The 17,935-nt window shown below is 75.6% G+C and carries 14 protein-coding genes; 9 read left to right on the top strand and 5 right to left on the bottom strand.

What is annotated here, in order from left to right; all coding sequences use genetic code 11:
• Nucleotides 1-213: 213 nt before the first annotated feature.
• The 5 genes from ACGFI8_RS20090 to ACGFI8_RS20070 all read left to right on the top strand — a co-directional run bounded on the left by ACGFI8_RS20090 (nucleotide 214) and on the right by ACGFI8_RS20070 (nucleotide 6,142).
• Nucleotides 214-591, top strand: coding sequence for a response regulator (locus ACGFI8_RS20090; RefSeq protein WP_392806827.1), 378 nt, complete (start codon nucleotides 214-216; stop codon nucleotides 589-591).
• Nucleotides 592-665: 74 nt separating this feature from the next.
• Entirely contained in the window at nucleotides 666-2,669 is a 2,004-nt protein-coding gene (locus ACGFI8_RS20085; RefSeq protein WP_392806826.1) for a DUF4118 domain-containing protein, read from the top strand.
• 60 nt (nucleotides 2,670-2,729) lie between these two features.
• Nucleotides 2,730-3,026: an ArsR/SmtB family transcription factor gene (locus ACGFI8_RS20080; protein WP_392806825.1), complete on the top strand. Its 297-nt coding sequence runs from the start codon at nucleotides 2,730-2,732 to the stop codon at nucleotides 3,024-3,026.
• Nucleotides 3,023-3,409, top strand: coding sequence for a VOC family protein (locus ACGFI8_RS20075; protein WP_392806824.1), 387 nt, complete (start codon nucleotides 3,023-3,025; stop codon nucleotides 3,407-3,409). The genes ACGFI8_RS20080 and ACGFI8_RS20075 overlap by 4 nt, the downstream gene beginning before the upstream one ends.
• 81 nt (nucleotides 3,410-3,490) lie before the next feature.
• Nucleotides 3,491-6,142: a hypothetical protein gene (locus tag ACGFI8_RS20070; RefSeq protein WP_392806822.1), complete on the top strand. Its 2,652-nt coding sequence runs from the start codon at nucleotides 3,491-3,493 to the stop codon at nucleotides 6,140-6,142.
• A 127-nt stretch (nucleotides 6,143-6,269) separates the two neighbouring features.
• Here the strand turns inward: ACGFI8_RS20070 and ACGFI8_RS20065 are convergent, their stop codons facing one another.
• From ACGFI8_RS20065 to ACGFI8_RS20050, 4 genes are all read right to left on the bottom strand, one after another.
• Nucleotides 6,270-6,569 (bottom strand): hypothetical protein, encoded by a 300-nt coding sequence (locus tag ACGFI8_RS20065; RefSeq protein WP_392806821.1) that lies wholly within the window; start codon nucleotides 6,567-6,569, stop codon nucleotides 6,270-6,272.
• A gap of 14 nt (nucleotides 6,570-6,583) precedes the next feature.
• The gene (locus ACGFI8_RS20060; RefSeq protein ID WP_392806819.1) at nucleotides 6,584-7,030 is read right to left on the bottom strand and encodes a hypothetical protein; all 447 of its coding nucleotides are present in this window, start codon (nucleotides 7,028-7,030) and stop codon (nucleotides 6,584-6,586) included.
• Nucleotides 7,031-7,218: 188 nt separating this feature from the next.
• A complete protein-coding gene (locus ACGFI8_RS20055; protein ID WP_392806817.1) occupies nucleotides 7,219-7,923 on the bottom strand; it encodes a response regulator in 705 nt (234 codons plus the stop codon).
• A gap of 31 nt (nucleotides 7,924-7,954) precedes the next feature.
• On the bottom strand, nucleotides 7,955-9,310 hold the full coding sequence (locus ACGFI8_RS20050) for a sensor histidine kinase (RefSeq protein ID WP_392806815.1): 1,356 nt from the start codon (nucleotides 9,308-9,310) through the stop codon (nucleotides 7,955-7,957).
• A 153-nt stretch (nucleotides 9,311-9,463) separates the two neighbouring features.
• Here ACGFI8_RS20050 and ACGFI8_RS20045 point away from each other — a divergent pair, with 153 nt between their 5' ends.
• The 4 genes from ACGFI8_RS20045 to ACGFI8_RS20030 are packed head-to-tail and all read left to right on the top strand — an operon-like array spanning nucleotide 9,464 to nucleotide 16,414.
• Nucleotides 9,464-10,171 (top strand): ABC transporter ATP-binding protein, encoded by a 708-nt coding sequence (locus ACGFI8_RS20045; protein WP_392806814.1) that lies wholly within the window; start codon nucleotides 9,464-9,466, stop codon nucleotides 10,169-10,171.
• Complete coding sequence (locus tag ACGFI8_RS20040) at nucleotides 10,168-12,564, top strand: FtsX-like permease family protein (protein WP_392806813.1); 2,397 nt, start codon at nucleotides 10,168-10,170, stop codon at nucleotides 12,562-12,564. Before ACGFI8_RS20045 ends, ACGFI8_RS20040 begins: the two co-directional genes overlap by 4 nt.
• Before the next feature lie 24 nt (nucleotides 12,565-12,588).
• Entirely contained in the window at nucleotides 12,589-13,236 is a 648-nt protein-coding gene (locus ACGFI8_RS20035; protein WP_392806811.1) for a hypothetical protein, read from the top strand.
• Between the two features lie 43 nt (nucleotides 13,237-13,279).
• Complete coding sequence (locus ACGFI8_RS20030; protein WP_392806809.1) at nucleotides 13,280-16,414, top strand: hypothetical protein; 3,135 nt, start codon at nucleotides 13,280-13,282, stop codon at nucleotides 16,412-16,414.
• Nucleotides 16,415-16,438: 24 nt separating this feature from the next.
• On the opposite strand, the gene ACGFI8_RS20025 is transcribed toward ACGFI8_RS20030, so the two are convergent.
• The gene (locus ACGFI8_RS20025) at nucleotides 16,439-17,875 is read right to left on the bottom strand and encodes a HEAT repeat domain-containing protein (RefSeq protein ID WP_392806808.1); all 1,437 of its coding nucleotides are present in this window, start codon (nucleotides 17,873-17,875) and stop codon (nucleotides 16,439-16,441) included.
• Between the last annotated feature and the right edge of the window lie 60 nt (nucleotides 17,876-17,935).

The raw sequence follows: 17,935 nt of genomic DNA, 5'->3' as shown, positions 1-17,935 counted from the left end.
GCCCGATGATGGGGGATTAGGACGGCCCGGTGAGGGAACTAGAGATTGCCGGGCTCGACGCCCTGTGGGGATGTGACAGTAAGCGCCAACGGTCGGTGGCGTGCTGCGCGGCCTGGCTGGAATGCATCCGCCGTTGCGCACGCGTTACGGTTGGCCGGAGGTTGTCCGCAGTTTGCGGAAGCCTCTGCTGGTTCGGCCGGGAGGCTGGGTTCGATGGGCATCCGGTGTCTCATAGTCGACGACTCGGTCGCGTTTCTCGCGGCGGCCGAGCGGGCGTTGTCCAGCCAAGGGATATCCGTCGTAGGTGTGGCGCAGGACGGCGCGCAGGCCATTGCCGAGATGGATGCCCTCCGGCCGGATGTCGTCCTCGTGGACGTGTACCTGGGTGCGGAGAGCGGTTTCACGCTGGCCGAACGCATCGAGGCGAACGTTCAGGCCGGCCGGTGGGCGGTCCGGGTCATCCTGATCTCCAGTCACGACCGGGACGAGATGATCGATCTTCTCCAGGACAGTCCCGCCGTCGCGTTCGTGGACAAGGCGGAACTGTCGGCGCAGACGATTCGCGGCGCCCTCGAGACCGGGCGTGCGTAGTCGTCGTTCCCCGCCGCCGGTCACCGCGGCCGCGGCGCGGAGGCGGTAGTACAGAACCGGACTAAAGTGGCAATATGCGCGCGAGCCCGTTGTCGATCCTGGTGCGGCCGACGCCCCCGTCGAAGTGGTTGGGGATCTCGGTCGCTCTGCTGTTTCTGGTGCTGGAGACCCTGCTCACCTACCCCCTGCACGCGTTCACGAAAGAGTCCACCCCTAGCGTGATCTACCTCCTCGGCGTCGTGGTGGTCTCGATCGTCTGGGGGCTGTGGCTCGGGGTGTCCATGGCGTTGGCGAGCGTCGGCGTATTTATCTTTTTCTACGTCCATCCCATCAGCAACCTCTTCGACTCCGACATCCGGGACGTGACGCCGATCGTGGTCTTCATCGGCGTGGCGGCGGTGGCCAGCGCGCTGGCGGACCAGTCCCGAATGCGGGCCGCACGGGCCCAGGAGTCCGATCTCACCGCGGACATGGCCCGCCTGCTGCTCAACAACAACAACGACGTCGACTCGGTCCTGCCCGCGGTGGCCCAGCAGATCAGGAACGCACTCGACCTGCCCATGGCGGCCATCGAACCGGAGCCGTCGGTCCCCGACGCCGTCGCCACTTCCCCGGACGGGGTCGTCACGTTTCCCGGCGCGGTCGCCGCGGCCCCCGACGGGACCGCCGCGTTTCCGGACGGGGTCGCCGGCGGCGGGACCGGTCATGCGGATGCCCGGCAGACCGTGTTCCCGCTCCAGCACGACGGGACCTTGCTGGGGACGCTGCACGTGCCCGCCGGTCTGCCGGTGCGGCAGGTGCAGCGCCTGCGGCAGCGCGTGGTCCCGCCGCTCGCATCGCTGCTGCACGCCGCACGGGAACGCGCGGCGATGGTCAACACGCTCGCCGCGCGAGGGGAGGAGCTGCAGGCACTCGCCACCCAGCAGGCCGCACTGCGTCGGGTGGCGACCCTCGTCGCGCGTGCCGTCAGTCCGGCCGAGGTGTTTCACGCGGTCACCGCGGAAGTCAGCCGGCTCCTGGACAACCGCCACACGACCTTGCTGCACTACGAGCCCGATGACTCGGTCACCATCGTCTCGACCAACCAGCCCGGCCTGATGGCGCTGGCCGGCAGCCGCGGGCCGGCCGCGGCGCCGTACGAGAGCGGCAAGCTCGAGACCGGCAGCGTTGCCGAGCTCGTGCGGCGCACTGGCCGCCCCGTGCGGGCCGACTCGTACTCCGGCGCCGATCCTGTCAGCACGCGCAGGCGTGAGCTGGGTATCCATTCAGCGGTCGCGGTGCCGATCCTCGTCGAGGAGCGGCTGTGGGGCACCATCATCGTCACCTCCGCCCGGCCCGAGCCCCTGCCGCAGGACGCGGAGGCGCGCATCACGGACTTCACCGACCTCGCCGCCACCGCCATCGCCAACGCCGACAGCCGCAGCCAGCTCGTCGCCTCCCGCGCGCGCATCGCCACCGCCGCCGACGAGACGCGCCAGCGCATCGAACGCGACCTGCACGACGGCGCGCAGCAGCACCTCATCGCCATCAGCCTCGAACTCCGGGCGGCCGAGGAGGCCGAGCTGCCGGCCGAGCAGTTGCGGGCGCACATGGCGCACGCGGCGACGAGCCTCACCGAGGTCGCCACGGACCTGCGGGAACTGGCGCGGGGCATCCATCCGGCGGTCCTCGCCACCGGTGGCCTGGTGCCGGCGCTCAAGATGCTTGCCCGCCGATCCGCGGTTCCGGTCGAACTGCGCGTCGAGGCCGACCGCCGCCCACCCGCACCGGTGGAGATCGCCGCGTACTACGTCGTGTCGGAATCGCTGACGAACGCGGCGAGGCACTCGGGCGCGTCGGTGGTCCAGGTCGAGGTCACCACGCAGCCCGACATGTTCCGGCTCGCCATCCGCGACGACGGCGTCGGCGGCGCCGACCCGGCCCGGGGGTCCGGACTCACCGGTCTCTGGGACCGCGTCGAGACCCTGGGCGGGCACATGGTCATGACGAGCCCGCCGAACGGCGGCACGTCCCTGCTCGTCACCATCCCGACCCGGACCGGCGAGCAGCCGGCCCTTCCCGTGCCGGCGCGACGCTGACGTCGTGCCGACGGCGCGTCACGACGGCTCCCGGGTTGATAGGCAAGCTGCCACTTGCATATGCTGGACCGCGTGGCGGACGGTGACGTCTTCCGGGCGCTCGCCGACGCGACCCGGCGCACGATCCTCGACGAGCTGACCGAGCGTGACGGTCAGACGCTGTTCGAGCTGTGCAGCCGGCTGGCCATGAAGCACGCGATCACCTCGTCCCGGCAGGCGATCTCGCAGCACCTGGAGGTCCTCGAGGCGGCCGGCCTGGTCCGGACCCGGCGCGAGGGGCGGTACAAGTTCCACCACATCGACGCCGGCCCGCTGGAGGCCATCGTCGACCGTTGGCGCCCGAAGGAGTCCCGATGAAGATCAACCTGGCGAGTGTGTTCGTCGACGACCAGGCCAAGGCCCTGCGCTTCTACACCGAGGTGCTCGGGTTCGTGAAGAAGACCGAAGTCCCGCTCGGCGAGGGCGTGAGCTGGCTGACCGTCGTGTCGCCCGAGCAGCCCGACGGGGTCGAGCTCGTGTTCGAGCCGGACAACCATCCGGCCGTGAAGCCGTTCAGGGACGCGCTCGTCGCCGACGGCATCCCGTGGACGTCGTTCGCGGTCGACGACGTGCACAAGGAATACGAACGGCTCGTCGCGGCCGGCGTCGTGTTCACCCAGCCGCCGGCCGCGATGGGGCCGGTCACCACCGCCGTCTTCGACGACACCTGCGGCAACCTCATCCAGATCGCGGCGCAGTAGCCCGGCGGCACGGGCCGTACGGCCGCCGGAGCCTGGCCGGGGGACAGCGAGCCACGGCGGGCGCTGGCACGATGGGTCGCCGTGGACGAACTGTGGCGCGAGGTGCGCGCGCGGATCGACGAGGCCGACCTCGACGGCCTCGCCGACCTGCTGGCCGGGGCCGGGGACGGCGCGCGGGCGGCACTGCTGGCGCCGCTGGAGGCCCACCCGCCGGCGGCCGCCGAGCCGCGACTCGTGGCGCTGCCGGCGGACGGGTTCGCGTTCATGTTCTTCCCCACGCCGGAGCACCCCGAGCCGCCCGGCGACATCGAGGAGGTGCACGCATACCTCGGGCAGCCCGGCTCCACGGGCTGGGAGCCGGGCAGCGGCACCGAGAAGTGGGTGTTGCAACGGCGGGCGTGGGACGCGGCCCGCCGGCACACCGCGCGCCGGGGGGCGGCCCGCGCGATGGCGATCGCGGCGTGCACGGCCAAGGCCGCCGACGTGATCCGCGCCGCCCACCGGCCGTGGAGCGCCGGACCCGCGCTGGTCCTGCCGGCCGAGGCCGCGGCGCCGCTGCTGCGGGTCCGCGGCGCGGCGTGGTGCACGACCCTCGCCCGTGGCATGGCGCGACGAGCCCGCTCGGCCGCCACGCCGTGGCCGTTCACGGAGGCGCTGCTGCGCGCGGTCGGCGAGGGGTTGCCGGACGATCCGGCCGCCGTGGCACAGTACGTGTCGATGTGGCGCGGCCGCCCGCTCGCGCCGCTGCTGGCCGCCGACCCGTGGTTCGACGCCGTGCTGCCGTACCTCTTCGACGACGACCGCGTCGCCGCCGCTCTCGTCGCCGGGGAGGCCGGGCGGTCCTGGCCCCCGGCGCTGCTCGAGCTGGCCGCGATCGGGCGCGTCCCGCGCGCGACCCTCATCGCCGGCTGCCTGCGGCGGCTGCTCGCGGGTGGGCGGCCGGGGCTGCTCCAGCCGTACGTCGCGCTGCTCACCGGCCTTGAGCCCCGCCCCGGCGAGCTGGACGGGCACCGCGCCGAGCTGGCCGGGCTGCTGAGCGCGCCCGGCTCGACGGTCGCCGGGTTGGCCCATGCCGGGCTGCTCGCGCTGCACGACGAGGCGCCGCTGGACGCCGCGACCATCGCCGAGGTGACCCTGCTCGTGCTGTCGCGGCCGGAGAAGAAGCTGGTCCGCGCCCACCTCGCCTGGCTGCGCCGGCAGCCGCTCGACGAGCTGCTGCCCGAGCTGACGGACGGGATCGTCGCCGGGCTGCACCACCCGGCGACCGAACTCGCCGCTGCCACCCTCGACCTCGTAGCCCCGCGGCTGACCCCGGCCGCGAAAGACCGCCTGCGGGGCGAGGTGGCGGCACTCGACGGCGAGATCGCCGAGCGGCTCGCCGCCCTGCTGGGCGCGACCGCCGCCGCCCCACCGCCCCCGCCGCCGCTCGTCGCCGACCCGCCCGCGGCGATGCCGGGGCCGCTCGACCTCGACGGCCTCGCCACCGAGCTGGCCGTGTGGCTGGGCACCGCCGAGCACGACCCGATCCGGCACGAGCTGCTGCTCGACGGCCTGGCCCGGGCCGCACGGGGCGACCGCGGCGCCGCCGTCCGCGCACTGGGGCCGGTCCGGCCGCGGTGGCCGGGCCTCTGGCCGGAGCTGATCGCCGCCGCGACCGGGAACCCGGTCCCGCACCCCCGGCCCGCGGAGGCGGTCGGCGCGCCGCCGCTGTCGAGGTTCGTGCACTCGCGGCTCGCCGAGCTCGCCGCTCGGCTGGCCACCGACCCGCCGCCCGCGCTGCTGGCCACCCCGGCGACCGTCGCCGGGCACGTCGACCCCGAACGCGTGCTCGCGCTGCTGGCTGCCGCCGAGCAGGACGGCCGGCAGCCCGGCCCCGCCGACCTCACCCAGGCGCTGCTGCGCATGCCCCGCGAGATCGGCGCCGCCGTGCGCGCCGGCGCGGACCGCCTCGCCTCGCCGGCCGGGCTCGCGTTCGCCCAGCGGCTGCACGACGGGCCGCCCGAGCCGGTGACCTGGATCGAGGACATCCCCGCGCGGCCGCACTTGCCGAGCCAGCGGGTCGCGATGCTCGAGGCGGCCGGCCTGCCCGAGGAGGTCGCGGACCCGCGCCCGGCCGCCGAGCGTGTGGTGTACCAGTGGCCCGCCCCGGACCTGACGTTGTGGCCGATGATCACCCCGTCCCACCCGGAGGTCGCCGCCGCGCACCTGCAGCCGCAGGTCGCCGCGGCGCTCGAGCACCGCAGCCTGGACCCGCAGGTGCTCGCCGGCCTCGCCGCCGCCGACGGGCCGGATGGTCCGGCGATGGCGCTCGTCCTGGCGTACACCCTGGCGAACCACCGCACGGCGGTGCGGATCGCGGCCGGGGACGCCGTGCTCGCCCGCGCCGCGCGGCCCGGCTGGGACGGCCGCGAGGTCGGCGCGCAGGTCGCCGCCCTCGCGCTGGCCGACCTCATCGTGCTCGGCCGGATCGTCGCGCCGCTGACCGAGGCGCTGCGCGGCGGCGCCCACGACGCGGCATGGCAGATCGCCGCCGCGGCGCTGCCACCGCTGCTCGCCGCCCCGCCCCGGCCGGGCGTGGCCGACCTGATCGACCTCGCGGTCGCCGCCGCCCGGGCCGGCGGCCACGCGCCGGGCACGCGACCCGCGATCCCTGGGCTCGCCGTGGCCGCGACCGGCCGCACCGCGCTCGCCGCCGCGGCCAAGCGGCTCGCCGTGTTCACGGCCGCCGGCTGAGGGTCCGATCCAGAGCACTCGAGCGGCTGGATCCAGATTACGCTGGACGACGACACGGCCAACGACACGGCCTGGCGGTACATGGGGGCCGGCGACATGGTCCTGATCTGCGCCTGGGCCGGCCGCGCTACGAGGCCGGCGGTGCCTGGCAGGCGATGGCGGCGCTCACCGGGACGGCCCCGGTCGCCGACACGGTCCCCTGGGCCCCGAGGCAGCCGCCGGACGGGACCACGATGACGTTCGTGAAGATGGGCCTCTGCTTCACCAGCGGATTGCCGATCGCGGACAGCCGGCCATCGGGCGACTCCACGGTCACGCTGCCCATCATGGTCGGCCGGGAGGGGTACAGGTACAGGCGGGCCCAGCCCGCGCCGCACCAGGCCGAGTACTCGAGCTCCAGCGCGCCGACCTGCACGCCCGCGAGCATGACCGGGCTCTTGTTTATGTCAGGGAGATGCCCTGGGGACCGGCGCCGGGGCTGTCGTAGACGGGCAGGCCGCCCGGCTGCTTGGCCATGCCGGGGGTCTCGTCGTACATGAAGGTCCGGCAGCTCGGGATCCCGCGCGTCGTGACGTCGCCGCCGGTGTCGAGCCAGTAGTCGGAGACGTAAGGCGGGTGCTGGCTGCCGTTGTCGACGACATCCCAGTACGAGTTGCCGTTGACGCTCTCGCCGATCGCGTAGCACAGCACGGGGAGCTTCGAGTTGTACGCCATGCTGCCGACCCAACCGAACCCGGTGCCCGGACCGTTGCGCATGGTCAGGCCGTTGGGTGCCTTGGCGGTGCCGTAGACCGTCGCCGCCTGCGCCGGCGCGGCCGTCAGCGTCAGGACGGCGCCGACCGCGGCCAGCGTCGCGGCGACGACGCGGTGCCATCGTCGAAGGGACATGCGAATCCTCTCTCACGGTTGAGCGGGCATTCGCCAGCACAGCGGACGCGCCGCCCCGAGGGCCAGCGTGCTGCTGTCCGGCATCTGTCCACCCGTGTCCGGAAGCCGCCGGCCTGGGCGTCCGGCGGCGCGCGCCGGACACCGCCGGACTGGTTCGCCGGCAGACCGCGCCGAGTTCGGGATCGCGCTCAGCCGGCTGCCGGCGGCGCCGGCCCCGCTGCGCCCGGCGTGACCAGGCCGGTCTCGTAGGCCACGACGATCGCCTGCGCCCGGTCGCGCAGCCGCAGCTTGGACAGGATCCGCGCCACGTGGGTCTTTACCGTCGCGTCGCTGAGATGCAGGCTCTCGGCCAGCTCGGCGTTGCTCAGGCCGCGCGCGAGCAGCGCCAGCACCTCCACCTCCCGCGGTGTCAGCGTCGAGAGGTCCCGGTGCAGCGTGGCGGTCCGCGCGTCCCGGGAGGCGTACCGCTCGATGAGCCGCCGCGTGATCGCCGGTGCTAGCAGCGCGTCGCCGGCCCGCACCAGCCGCACGGCCGCCACGAGCTGCTCGGGGCTGACGTCCTTGAGCAGGAAGCCGCTGGCACCGGCCGACAGCGCCGCGTACACGTACCGGTCCAGGTCGAACGTCGTGAGGATGACGACCCGCGGCGCGGCGCAGGCGGCGTCGGCGGGGCCGGTCAGGATGCGGCGGGTCGCCTCGAGGCCGTCCATCTCCGGCATGCGTACGTCCATGAGCACGACGTCGGGCAGCGTGCGCCGCACCGCCTCGACGGCCTCGACGCCATTGGCGGCCTCGGCGACGACCTCGATCCCGTCGGCGGTGAGGATCATCCGGAACCCGGTGCGCACCAGCGCCTGGTCATCGGCGATCACGACCCGCAACAGCGCGGTCAAGCGTCCTCCCTGGGGACAAGGAGCGGCACGTTCACTCCACGATCGTGGAAGGCCCCGCCGCTGCCAACGGGATCTGCGCCACCACGCGGAAGCCTCCGGTCGGGCGCGGGCCGGCGGTGAGCGTTCCGCCGTACACCGCGAGCCGCTCCCGCAGCCCGATCAACCCCCGCCCGCTGCCGTGCCCGCCCGCCGAGGCGCCGCCGTCGTCGACGACCTCGATCCGGAGCACGGCGCCGGCGGCCGACACGGTGATCCGCACGCCCGACCCGGCGGCGTGCTTCACCGCGTTGGTCAGCGCCTCCTGCACCACCCGGTAGGCGGCCAGGCCCACGCCCGGCGGCACCTCGCCGGCCGTCACCGTCAGCTCGACGGGCACGCCGGTCTCGCGCACCCGTGCGGCGAGGTCCGGCAGCTGGCCGAGGCCCGGCTGCGGCGCCAGGTCGGCGCCGTCGGTGTCGACCGTGAGCAGGCCGATCGCCTGCCGCAGCTCGGTCATCGCGGCGCGGCCGCCGGCCTCCACCGCGAGCAGGGCCTCCTTCGCCATGTCCGGCGAGGCGTCCATCACCTTGCGGGCCGCGCCGGCCTGCACGACCATCACGCTCACATTGTGTGTGACCACGTCGTGCAGCTCGCGGGCCAGCCGGGCCCGCTCGCGGTCCACCGCCAGGCGGGTCGCGGCCTCCTGCTCGCGCTCCAGGGTGCGGGCCCGCTGCCGCCAGGTGTGGATCGCGTTGGCGGCCAGGCCGACCGACGATAGCAGCAGGAACGTCACCAGGCCGGACGGCAGGCCGGGCAGGTTGTCGCGGTTGAAGCCGATCACGAGCGCGGCGGCGAGGACGACGCTGGCGAGGGCCAGGTTGCGGTACCGGCTGTACATCGGCGCGCTGTAGGCGGCGACGACGGAGGCGACCACGGTCCAGGTCGGGTCGGCGTCGAGGCGGTAGATCCGAAACGCGCACACCGCGATGACCAGGAACGACGCCAGCGGGTACCGGCGGCGGGTGGCCAGCGGCAGCGCGGTGGACGCGGCGACGACGAGCAGCTCGCCGCTCGGGCCCGGGTCGAAGCCGTGGCGCTGGAGCCGCTGGGATCCGTACGGGCCCAGCGGGTCGAACGGATTGAGCGCGTCGCGCGGGATCGTCACCCCGGGGCCCGGCGGGTCCGGCGGGCCCGGGCGCGGCACGCTGATCTGGATGTGCAGCGGCACGTCGTCGCCCGGGTAGTGCGGCCGCGTCGCGCCGTTGACCGCGCCCGCCGTCAGCAGCAGCGCCAGGATGATGTCCGCCGCCAACGCCCACGCCGTCAGCCGGGGCTGGCTCGGCGTCTCCACCCGCAGCCAGGCCACCGCGGCCCGCCAGCCACGCGCGATCGACTCCCGAACCCTCACCCGCCCAGTCTGGACGACGGGCCCGCGGCGGCGCGTCCCGACCGGTGCGTACATCGCAATGATGACGCCGCCGGGCATCCGCACCGCGGGCGACACGAAACCGCCACCGCGGCCGACGTGTGGCACCCTGCCGCGCGCCTAACGTCCGCAACCATGACCGAAGCAGACAGACTGACCGAATCAGGCACCCTGATCGAATTCGACGACGTGACCAAGCGGTACGACGGCGGGACCGCGGCGCTGGACGGGCTCACCCTGCGGGTGCGCGCCGGGGAGGCGCTGGCCGTCCTCGGGCCGTCCGGCAGCGGCAAGTCGACGCTGCTCAACCTCGTCGCCGGGCTGGACCGCCCGACCAGCGGCACCGTGACCGTCGACGGGGTGCGGGTGGACCGGCTGGGCGAGGCCGCCTCCGCACAGTACCGGCGTGGCCGGATCGGCATGGTCTTCCAGTTCTTCAACCTGCTCGACGACCTCACGGTGCTCGACAACGTGCTGCTGCCGGCGCAGCTGTCCGGGGTACCGCGGCAGAAGGCCCTGAGGCGGGCCGACGAGCTGCTGTCGTATCTCGGGGTCGCGCGCCACGGCAAGGCGTTCCCCGGCCGGCTCTCCGGCGGCGAACGGCAGCGGGTCGCGGTCGCCCGGGCGCTGATGAACCGGCCGCCGCTGCTGCTGGCCGACGAGCCCACCGGCGCGCTGGACACCGCGTCCGGGCAGGAGGTGCGCCACCTGCTCACCGAGCTCAACCGCGACGGCCAGACGCTGCTGCTGGTGACCCACGACCTGGCCCTGGCCGAGGCGTGCGCGACCCGCACCATCTCCCTCGTCGACGGCCGCCTCGCGCCGAGCGAGGTGTCCGCGTGAGCGGGGGCGGTCTTGGCCGAGTGGTGCGCTCCGGCGTCGGGCGGCGGCGGGTGCAGACCGTCGTGATGACCCTGACCACCCTGCTCGCGGTGACCGCCTCGGTGCTCGCCGTCGGGCTGCTCGTCGCCTCCTCGGCGCCGTTCGCGCGGGCGTTCTCCCGCCAGCACGGCGCGCACCTGGCCGCGCAGTTCGACGCCGGGAAGGTGACCGCCGAGCAGTTGGCCGCCACCGCGCACGCCGCCGGGGTGACCGCTGCCGCCGGGCCGTTCCCCACCGTCGACCTGCGGCCGCGCACCGCCACCGCCCACCCGGACGGCCCGCCGGCCGGCCTCGACCTGCCGTCGATGACGATCGTCGGGCGGCCCGACCCGGGCAGCGACGTCGACCGGCTCGACCTGACCGCCGGGCGGTGGGCCACCGGGCCGGGCGAGATGGTCTGGGCCGCCGGCGAGTCCCCGTTCGAGATCGGCGACGAGTTCACCTTCCCGGGCGCGCCGGGCGCGCCGAAGGTGAAGCTCGTCGGCCTGGCCCGCTCCGTCGGCCGGACCGGCCAGCTCTGGGCGTCCCCGGCCACCGTCGCGGCGCTCACCGGGCCGGGTGGTGGCGGCTTCCAGATGCTGTACCGCTTCACCAACGCCGCCACCGACGCCGACGTCAACGCCGACCGGGCCGTCATCGAGGGGGCGGTACCGCCGGGCGCCCTGCTGGGAACGGCGTCCTACCTGCTGGTCAAGCACGACGCCGAGCGGGTGGCGGCCACGTTCGCGCCGTTCGTCGTCGCCTTCGGCGTGCTCGGCCTGGCCATGTCGGTGCTCATCATCGGCATCGTGGTCAGCGGCGCGGTCAGCTCCGCCACCCGGCGCATCGGCATCCTCAAGGCGCTCGGGTACACCCCGGCGCAGGTTGCCCGCGCCTACGTCGGGCAGGCCCTCGTCCCGGCCACGATCGGCGCCCTGATCGGCATCCCGCTGGGCAACCTGGCCGCGATCCCGGTCCTGCGGGAGGAGGGCGACGCGTTCGGTACCGGCACCGCCACCCTCGACTGGTGGGTGTCGGTCGTTGTGCCCCTCGCCGCGCTCGCCGCCGTCGTGGCCACCGCGTTCGTCCCCGCGCTGCGGGCCGGCCGGCTGCGCACCGTCGACGCGCTCGCCGTCGGCCGCACGCCGTCCGCGGGGCATGGTGGGTCGCGGGGTCGCGCCGCCCGGCACCTGCTCGGCCGGCTGCCGCTGCCTCGCCCGATGAGCCTCGGCCTGGCCAGCCCGTTCACCCGGCCCGGCCGCTCGGCGACGATCGCGGCCGCGGTGGCACTCGGCGCGCTCGGCGTCACGTTCGGCGTGGGCCTGGCCCTGTCGGTCGGCGGCGTGCAGACGGCGCTCAACCGCCGCCATGCCGGCGACGTCATGGTCTTCCTCGAAGGCGGGCAGGGGGTGCACATCAGCCGGCCGGGCGCGCCGGACCCGCCGACGCCGGACCCGGCCGCGGTCGAGGCGGCGATCAAGGCCCAGCCCGGCACCGCACGGTACTTCCGCAGCGGCTTCGGCGAGGTCACCGTCGCCGGCATCACCGGCACCATGGACCTCGTCACGTTCGACGGAGACGCCTCCTGGGGCACCTACGAGATCATCTCCGGTCGCTGGTTCAACGGGCCGGGCGAGGCGGTCGTGCCCAGCGCCTTCCTCGACGCGGCCGGCGTGAAGATCGGCGACACGCTCACGCTGGGCAGCGAGGGGCGCACGGTGACCGTCCGGATCGTCGGCGAGGTCCTCGACCTCAGCTCCGACGGGCGGCGGGTCATCACCGACCTGCGCTCCGTGGCGGGCCTGAACTTCAGGGACACCAGCGGCGGCGGCGAGTACCACGTCGACCTCGCCGGCGGCACCGACGTCAAGGCCTACACCGCCGCTCTCAACGCGACCATCGAGGGCAAGGGCGGCCACGCGGAGGTCAACATCGGCGAGATCAGCAGCACCGTGGTGGCGATGGACACCCTGGCCGGCACCCTCACGCTGCTGCTCGTCGCGGTGGCCGGCCTCGGCGTGCTCAACACCGTCGTGCTCGACACCCGCGAACGCGTCCACGAGCTCGGCGTGTTCAAGGCGCTGGGCATGGCACCGCGGCAGACCGTCGCGATGGTGCTCACCTCCGTCGCGGGCATCGGCCTGCTGGCCGGCCTGGTCGGGGTGCCGGCCGGGATCGTCCTGCACGACTGGGTCCTGCCGCAGATGGGCCACGCGGCCGGGACGCGGTTCCCGGCGCACATCCTGCGGGTGTACGACGTGCCGCTGCTCGTCCCGCTCGCCCTCGGCGGCCTGGTGATCGCCCTCGCCGGCGCGCTGCTGCCGGCCGGCTGGGCGGCCCGCACCAGCACCGCCCGGGCGCTGCGCACCGAGTAGCCGTACCGGCTAAGGTTTCGACGCATGGAGCTGCAGCGCCGGCGGCGGTCCCTCGGGCTCGCCCTCCTCGTCGTCGCCTTCGGCCTGGTCGCCCTGATCTGTGCGTGGGGCGCGGCCAACGTCGGGTCCACCGTGTTCTACGCCGTGTGCGGCGCCCTGGCCGTGGGCCTGGGCGCCGTGCTCGTGCGCGACGAGCTGCGACCCTTCCGGTTCGCGATCTCCGCCGACGGCGTGACGACCCGCGACGGCCTCGTCGAGTGGGCGGCCGTCGAGCGGGTCGTGCTGGACGAGCCGACCCCGCCGGCCACCTCGGGACCGCACCTGGTTCTGCAGCCCGGCGACCGGGTCGTGCTCAAGCTCCACGACGTCCGCCAGAGCCAGGACGAGATCGTCGAGGCCCTGCAGCGGTACGCCGGGAGCCGCTTCGACAACCGCATCGCCCGCCGCGGCGACCGCCCCGACTTCTCCGTCGTGCTGCGCGGCTACGAGCCCGGCCGCGTCGACAACCTGCTGCGCCGCGCCGCCGACGCCCTGCTGTCCGGCGACCCGGCCCGGCGCGCGGAGGCCCGGGCCGCCCTGGAGCACCCCGACCTGGTCGTCGCCGTGCGCGGGTACGACCGCGCCCAGGTCGACGCCCACCTGCGCAAGCTGTACGCGCGCCTCGGCGACTGATATCGGCTGCCGCCGGTGGCGCCGGTCCGTCAAGATACGGACCGTGCACAAGGGGCCGTTCGATCGCGAGGAAGTGCTTGCCGGGATCGCCGAGGGCGACGGGCTGGCGGTATGGGCGTGGGTCGGGCCGCTGCGGGGCGGGCCCGAACCGCTGCGGGCGCTGCTCGGCGACGCGCCCAAGGACACCAGGCTGAAGCTGTACCACGCGATCCGCCGCCGCTGGCGCACCGACCTCGCCGACGCGTTCGTCGACGAGGTCCGGGCGCGGTACGGCGACGACGAGGCCGCGACCCTGCTGCCCGCCTGCGGCGCGGCCACCGTGGCCCGCCTGCTGCCGGACCTCGGCTACGCGCTCGGCGGCCTGACCGCGATCGCCCGCCGCCATCCCGGCCTCGTGCTGGACCTGGCGGCGCGGGAACTGGCGGAACTGTCCGGCGAGGAGCGCGCCCGGTGGTGGAGCCGCGGCGGCGCCGCCGTGCTGGCCGCCGCGCGGTACCGGCCCGAGCAGACCCTCGACCTGCTGGAACGCTTCGCCCCCGACGACCGCCTGCCGCACCCGCTGAGCGCCTACGGGGTGCTCGCCGAGACGGATCCGGCGCGCGTGGTGGCGCTACTGACCGCGCCCCGCCGGGCGGGCTGGGTGGCCGGCACGCGCCTGCCCGCCGCGCTGCTGGACCGGCTGACCCGCGCGACGCCGCCCGGCCTGCCGGGCCTGGGCGACCTGGCCCGCCGGCTGAACCGCAACGTCACCGAGCTGGCCCGGTTCCTGGACGGCGCGGCGCCGCGGCACCGCGGCGAGTGGTTCGCCCTCGCCACGTCCGGCGTGGACCGCTCGCGCGAGCGGACGAACGACGCGATCCTCGACGTGCTGCCGGTCGCCCCGCGCATCGCCGAGGCGCGGCGGGTGCTGGCGCTGCAGGAGGTACGCCAGGACGAGCGGCTCACGCTGCACTACACCGCCTACCTGCCGTGGGCCGAGGCGGAGCCGGTGCTGCTGGCCGCGACCCGCGCCGCCGACGCCGACGACCGGGCCCGCGCCTGGCAGGAGCTCGTGCGGTGCGCCGCCCGCGGCGGCGACCCGGCTGCGGTCCGCGCGGCCGTCGAGCACCTCCTGCGGCTGCGCAACGAGCGGGACCCGGTGCGCGGTGCCGCGTTCGCCGCGCTGCCGCTGGTGCCGGCCCGGCTGCTCGGCGACGACCTGGCCGGGCCGCTGGACCGCCTGGTCACCGACGCCGTGGAGGCCCGGGACAGCTCCAGCACGACGCTGGCCCACCTGACCACGCTGGCGGCGACGGTACTGCGGGAACGCTTCGACTCGCCGCCGCTGCTCGACTGGGCCCAGCGCACCTTCCGGCGGGTCCTCGGCGACGACCGGGTCCCGGACCTCGGCCGGCTCGCACCCTGGCTGCGGCGGGGCCAGGAGGCGCAGGTCTTCGACGCGGTCCGCGGCTGGCTCGAGGACTCCGCCGACCGGGCGAAGTACGCGCCGCTGTTCGCGGTGACCAGGGCACTCGGCCGCCGCGCCGACAACCTGCCGGGGCTGCAGGCGATGCTGGAGCGTGCGACCCGCCGCGACACCCTGCCCTGGGTTGCCCTGACCGCGATCGAGCTGTGGCTGGCCGACCGCCGCACGCGGGCCGAGCGGGTCGAGGCGGTGCTGCGCGAGGACCCGTCGGCGATCGCGCTGTCTGTGGTGTGGCGGACCGTCTGCGTCCGCCGCCGGGATCTGCTCGACGGCCTGCTGCGGGGGCCGTCGCCGGTCGGCCGGTTCGTGCCCGGCGGAGTCAGCTGGACGCCGGGGCCGCCGGTGCACGCGCGGCACTGGGAGGCGCGGCACCGGCGCGCCTACGTCAACCGGATGGCGGTGCTCGCCGCCGACACCGGGCACGCCTGGCAGGAGCGGGCGACGGCGCTGCGGTGGGCGGCGCGGGTGCCGCAGGACGGCTGGCCGCTCGTGCGGCACTGGGCCGGCGCCGACGACGTGAACATCGCCGAGTCGGCGCTGGCCGCGCTGGCGTGGACCGACCGGCCCCTCGACGCGCTGCCGATCCTGCTGTCCCACGTGGACGGTGACCGGGCCCGCGTCGCGGCTTCCGCGGCGACCCGGGCGGCCCGGTTCGTGCGGCCGTCGACGCTGCGGGACCGGCTCGACCCGCGGCAAGGCAAGGTGACCAGCCGCAAGGAGATGGTGCGGCTGCTGGCCAACCTGGCGGTGCCCGGCGCCGAGGACACCCTGTGGGCGCTGTGGCAGGACGAGGACCTGCACCGGGACGTGCGGGCCGCCGTCGTCGCCGCGGCCCGGCAGCACACCGACCGGCCGGCGATGTGGCCGATCCTGCGCGCCGCGGCGGCCGGCGGCACGCGGGAGGCCGTGCTGCCGCTGCTCGCCGCACCGCCGGACCTCGTCCGCCCGGACCTGCGCGCCGGGTACGCCGAGCTGGTGTCGGCGGTGTGCGCGTCCACGGACCGGGAGGTGGCCGTCGCGGCCTGGCGGGCGTTCCCGGGCTGGGCGCGCTGGCTGCCCGGCGCCGCCGGCCAGGTGCTCGCGCGCCTGTGCGACCTGCGGGACCGCACGGTGTGGCCGGCGGTCGCCGACGCGCTGGTCGCGGTCGTCGCCGCGGGGCACGACGACGGCCTGCTCGCCGAGGCCCTCGGGGCGCTCGCGGCCCTGGACGGCGCCCAGTCCGGTGATCTGCCCGGCGACCTGGACCTCCCGGCCCGCCGCCGGGTCGGGACGATCGTGGACCGGCTGACCGGCCGGCCGTCGCTCACGGCACCGGTCCGCGACACCCTCGGTGTCGCCGCCGCGGCACTGTCCACCGTGGACGGCTTCGTGCCGCAGGCCGCCCGGCTGCTCGCCGCCGCGACCGACCCGGCGGACGTCACCGGCGTCGGCCGCCTGCGCGACCTCGTCGCCGACCGGCCGATCCTCGCCGCCCGGATCGCCCGCGGACTGCCGCGGCGGCTCGCGGAGTACGAGCCGGAACTGCTGCGCCCGATCGCCGCGGAGCTGGCCGCCCGGCCCGGCGTCGCCGACGGGCTGCTCGCGCTGGCCTACGCGGAGCAGGGCGCGCGGCTGCGCTGGCCGGCGCCGTGGCGGGCGCTCGTCGAGGCGCTGCGCGACCACCCGGCGGCCGAGGTCCGCGAGGCGGCGCTGGAGCTGTCCATGGATCGGTGAGGCGGGCCTGCCTGCGCCGCCGGCCTACCGCCAGCCGGTGGTGCGCCGGCCCTCCGCCGCGGCGGCGGCGAGCTCGAGGTGCCAGTCGTCGTCCGGGGCCGGCTCCCGCGGGCCGGCGGCGCGCAGCGTCTCGAGGTACCACGCCTCGTCCGCCGGCCGCATGAGCAGCCGCAGCCACGTCACGTTGCGGGCCCGGCGGCACTCCTCGACCGGCAGCACCTCGCGCAGCGCCTCGACCGGGTTCTCGCCGGGCAGCAGCAGCCGCAGGATCGGGGCGGCGGGCGGCGGCTCGGCCCCGGCGGCGAGGACCCGGGCGGTGAGCGCGTTGGCGGCCCTCGTGAGCAGCATCGCCCGGCGCGCTGCGGTCGTCGGCCCGCGGACCGGATCGGCGGCCGCGTGCGCCGGGTCGTTCATGGCGGCCTCGTACGCCGCCATCTCGTCGCTCTGCGACACGTCGCGACCCGGTGCGGCGGCGGGCACGGCCTTCGGGGGAGTGACGAGCAGGGCGGCGAGCGCGCGCCGGTCGCCGTCGAGGTTGGCGTGGCGGTGCAGGCGCTCGATCAGCGGCCGCAGCTCCGGCGCCTCGCTCAGCAGCGGCCGATAGTGCAGCAGCGCGGCCAGGACGTCCTCGTCGGGCTCGGCCAGCACCCGCAGCCCGATCGCCGGCCCCACGATCGGCGTGGTCCGCGGGTCCGTGGCGTCGCGCAGCGCCTCGGCCGCCGCCCGCCGTACCGCCGTCTCGGGGTCGCCGAGCATGCCCACGATCGCGCGCACCGCGGCCGGGTCGCGGCGGCGGTGCGCCAGACAGGCCAGCAGCGCCGCGCGCACCCCGCCGTCGCGCTCGTGGCGGGCCGCCATCGCGAACGGCTCCACGCCGGTGGCCGTGAACCGCAGCAGCAGCGCCGCCTCCGCGCGCACTTCCGGGGCCGGGTCGCCGAGCATGAGTCGCAGGCAGTCCTGGTCGTCGCGCACGCTCGCCGGCGCCTGCAGCCCCTCCAGGCGCAGCAGCGGCGACGGGTCGGCGAGCAGCCGGGCCGCGAACGCCGCCGTCCGATGGATGGACAGCACGGCCCGGGCGGCCCGCAGCCGGACCCGCGGCTCGGGGTGCGCCTCGAGGCGCTGGCGCAGCGGCTCGTACCGCTGGCCCAGGTAGTACAGCAGCGTCGCCACCCGGTCGTCGTCGTGCCCGAGGTCGGTGACCTCCGACGCGACCCGCGCGTCGATCCCGTTGCGCCGACCGAGGATCTCGCCGAGCGCGACCGCGGCCGCGTCGCCGACGTGCTCGTACGTCTCGCCGAACCCGCCCTCCACCCGCACCTCGGCGGTGTCGCGCAGCGCGACCTGCAGCAGCGCTTCGACCAGCCGGTCGTCGCCCGAGTCGGTGGCCCGGCGCGCCGCTTCGAGCCGGACCGCGGGGTCGGGATTCCGCAGGGCGTCGCGGAGCCGGTCATACAGCGCCATCGTGGTACACCATAGACGGATGGCAAGGGCGAAATTCGGGTGCCGGTGGGGCAGGGCGGT

This window comes from Dactylosporangium sp. NPDC048998 (assembly GCF_043197855.1).
In the GTDB taxonomy this organism is placed as follows: Bacteria; Actinomycetota; Actinomycetes; order Mycobacteriales; family Micromonosporaceae; genus Dactylosporangium.
Note: the sequence above shows the minus strand (reverse complement) of the source record. Positions and strands in the feature narration are given on the sequence as shown.

What these genes read in the sequence shown, in the direction of transcription:
- ACGFI8_RS20065 (WP_392806821.1), bottom strand. Translation starts at nt 6,569, where the DNA reads ATGCTCGCGGGCGTGCAGGTCGGCGCGCTGGAGCTCGAGTACTCGGCC.
- ACGFI8_RS20090 (WP_392806827.1), top strand. Translation starts at nt 214, where the DNA reads ATGGGCATCCGGTGTCTCATAGTCGACGACTCGGTCGCGTTTCTCGCG.
- ACGFI8_RS20035 (WP_392806811.1), top strand. Translation starts at nt 12,589, where the DNA reads ATGGAGCTGCAGCGCCGGCGGCGGTCCCTCGGGCTCGCCCTCCTCGTC.
- ACGFI8_RS20045 (WP_392806814.1), top strand. Translation starts at nt 9,464, where the DNA reads ATGACCGAAGCAGACAGACTGACCGAATCAGGCACCCTGATCGAATTC.
- ACGFI8_RS20025 (WP_392806808.1), bottom strand. Translation starts at nt 17,875, where the DNA reads ATGGCGCTGTATGACCGGCTCCGCGACGCCCTGCGGAATCCCGACCCC.
- ACGFI8_RS20080 (WP_392806825.1), top strand. Translation starts at nt 2,730, where the DNA reads ATGCTGGACCGCGTGGCGGACGGTGACGTCTTCCGGGCGCTCGCCGAC.
- ACGFI8_RS20060 (WP_392806819.1), bottom strand. Translation starts at nt 7,030, where the DNA reads ATGTCCCTTCGACGATGGCACCGCGTCGTCGCCGCGACGCTGGCCGCG.
- ACGFI8_RS20075 (WP_392806824.1), top strand. Translation starts at nt 3,023, where the DNA reads ATGAAGATCAACCTGGCGAGTGTGTTCGTCGACGACCAGGCCAAGGCC.
- ACGFI8_RS20085 (WP_392806826.1), top strand. Translation starts at nt 666, where the DNA reads ATGCGCGCGAGCCCGTTGTCGATCCTGGTGCGGCCGACGCCCCCGTCG.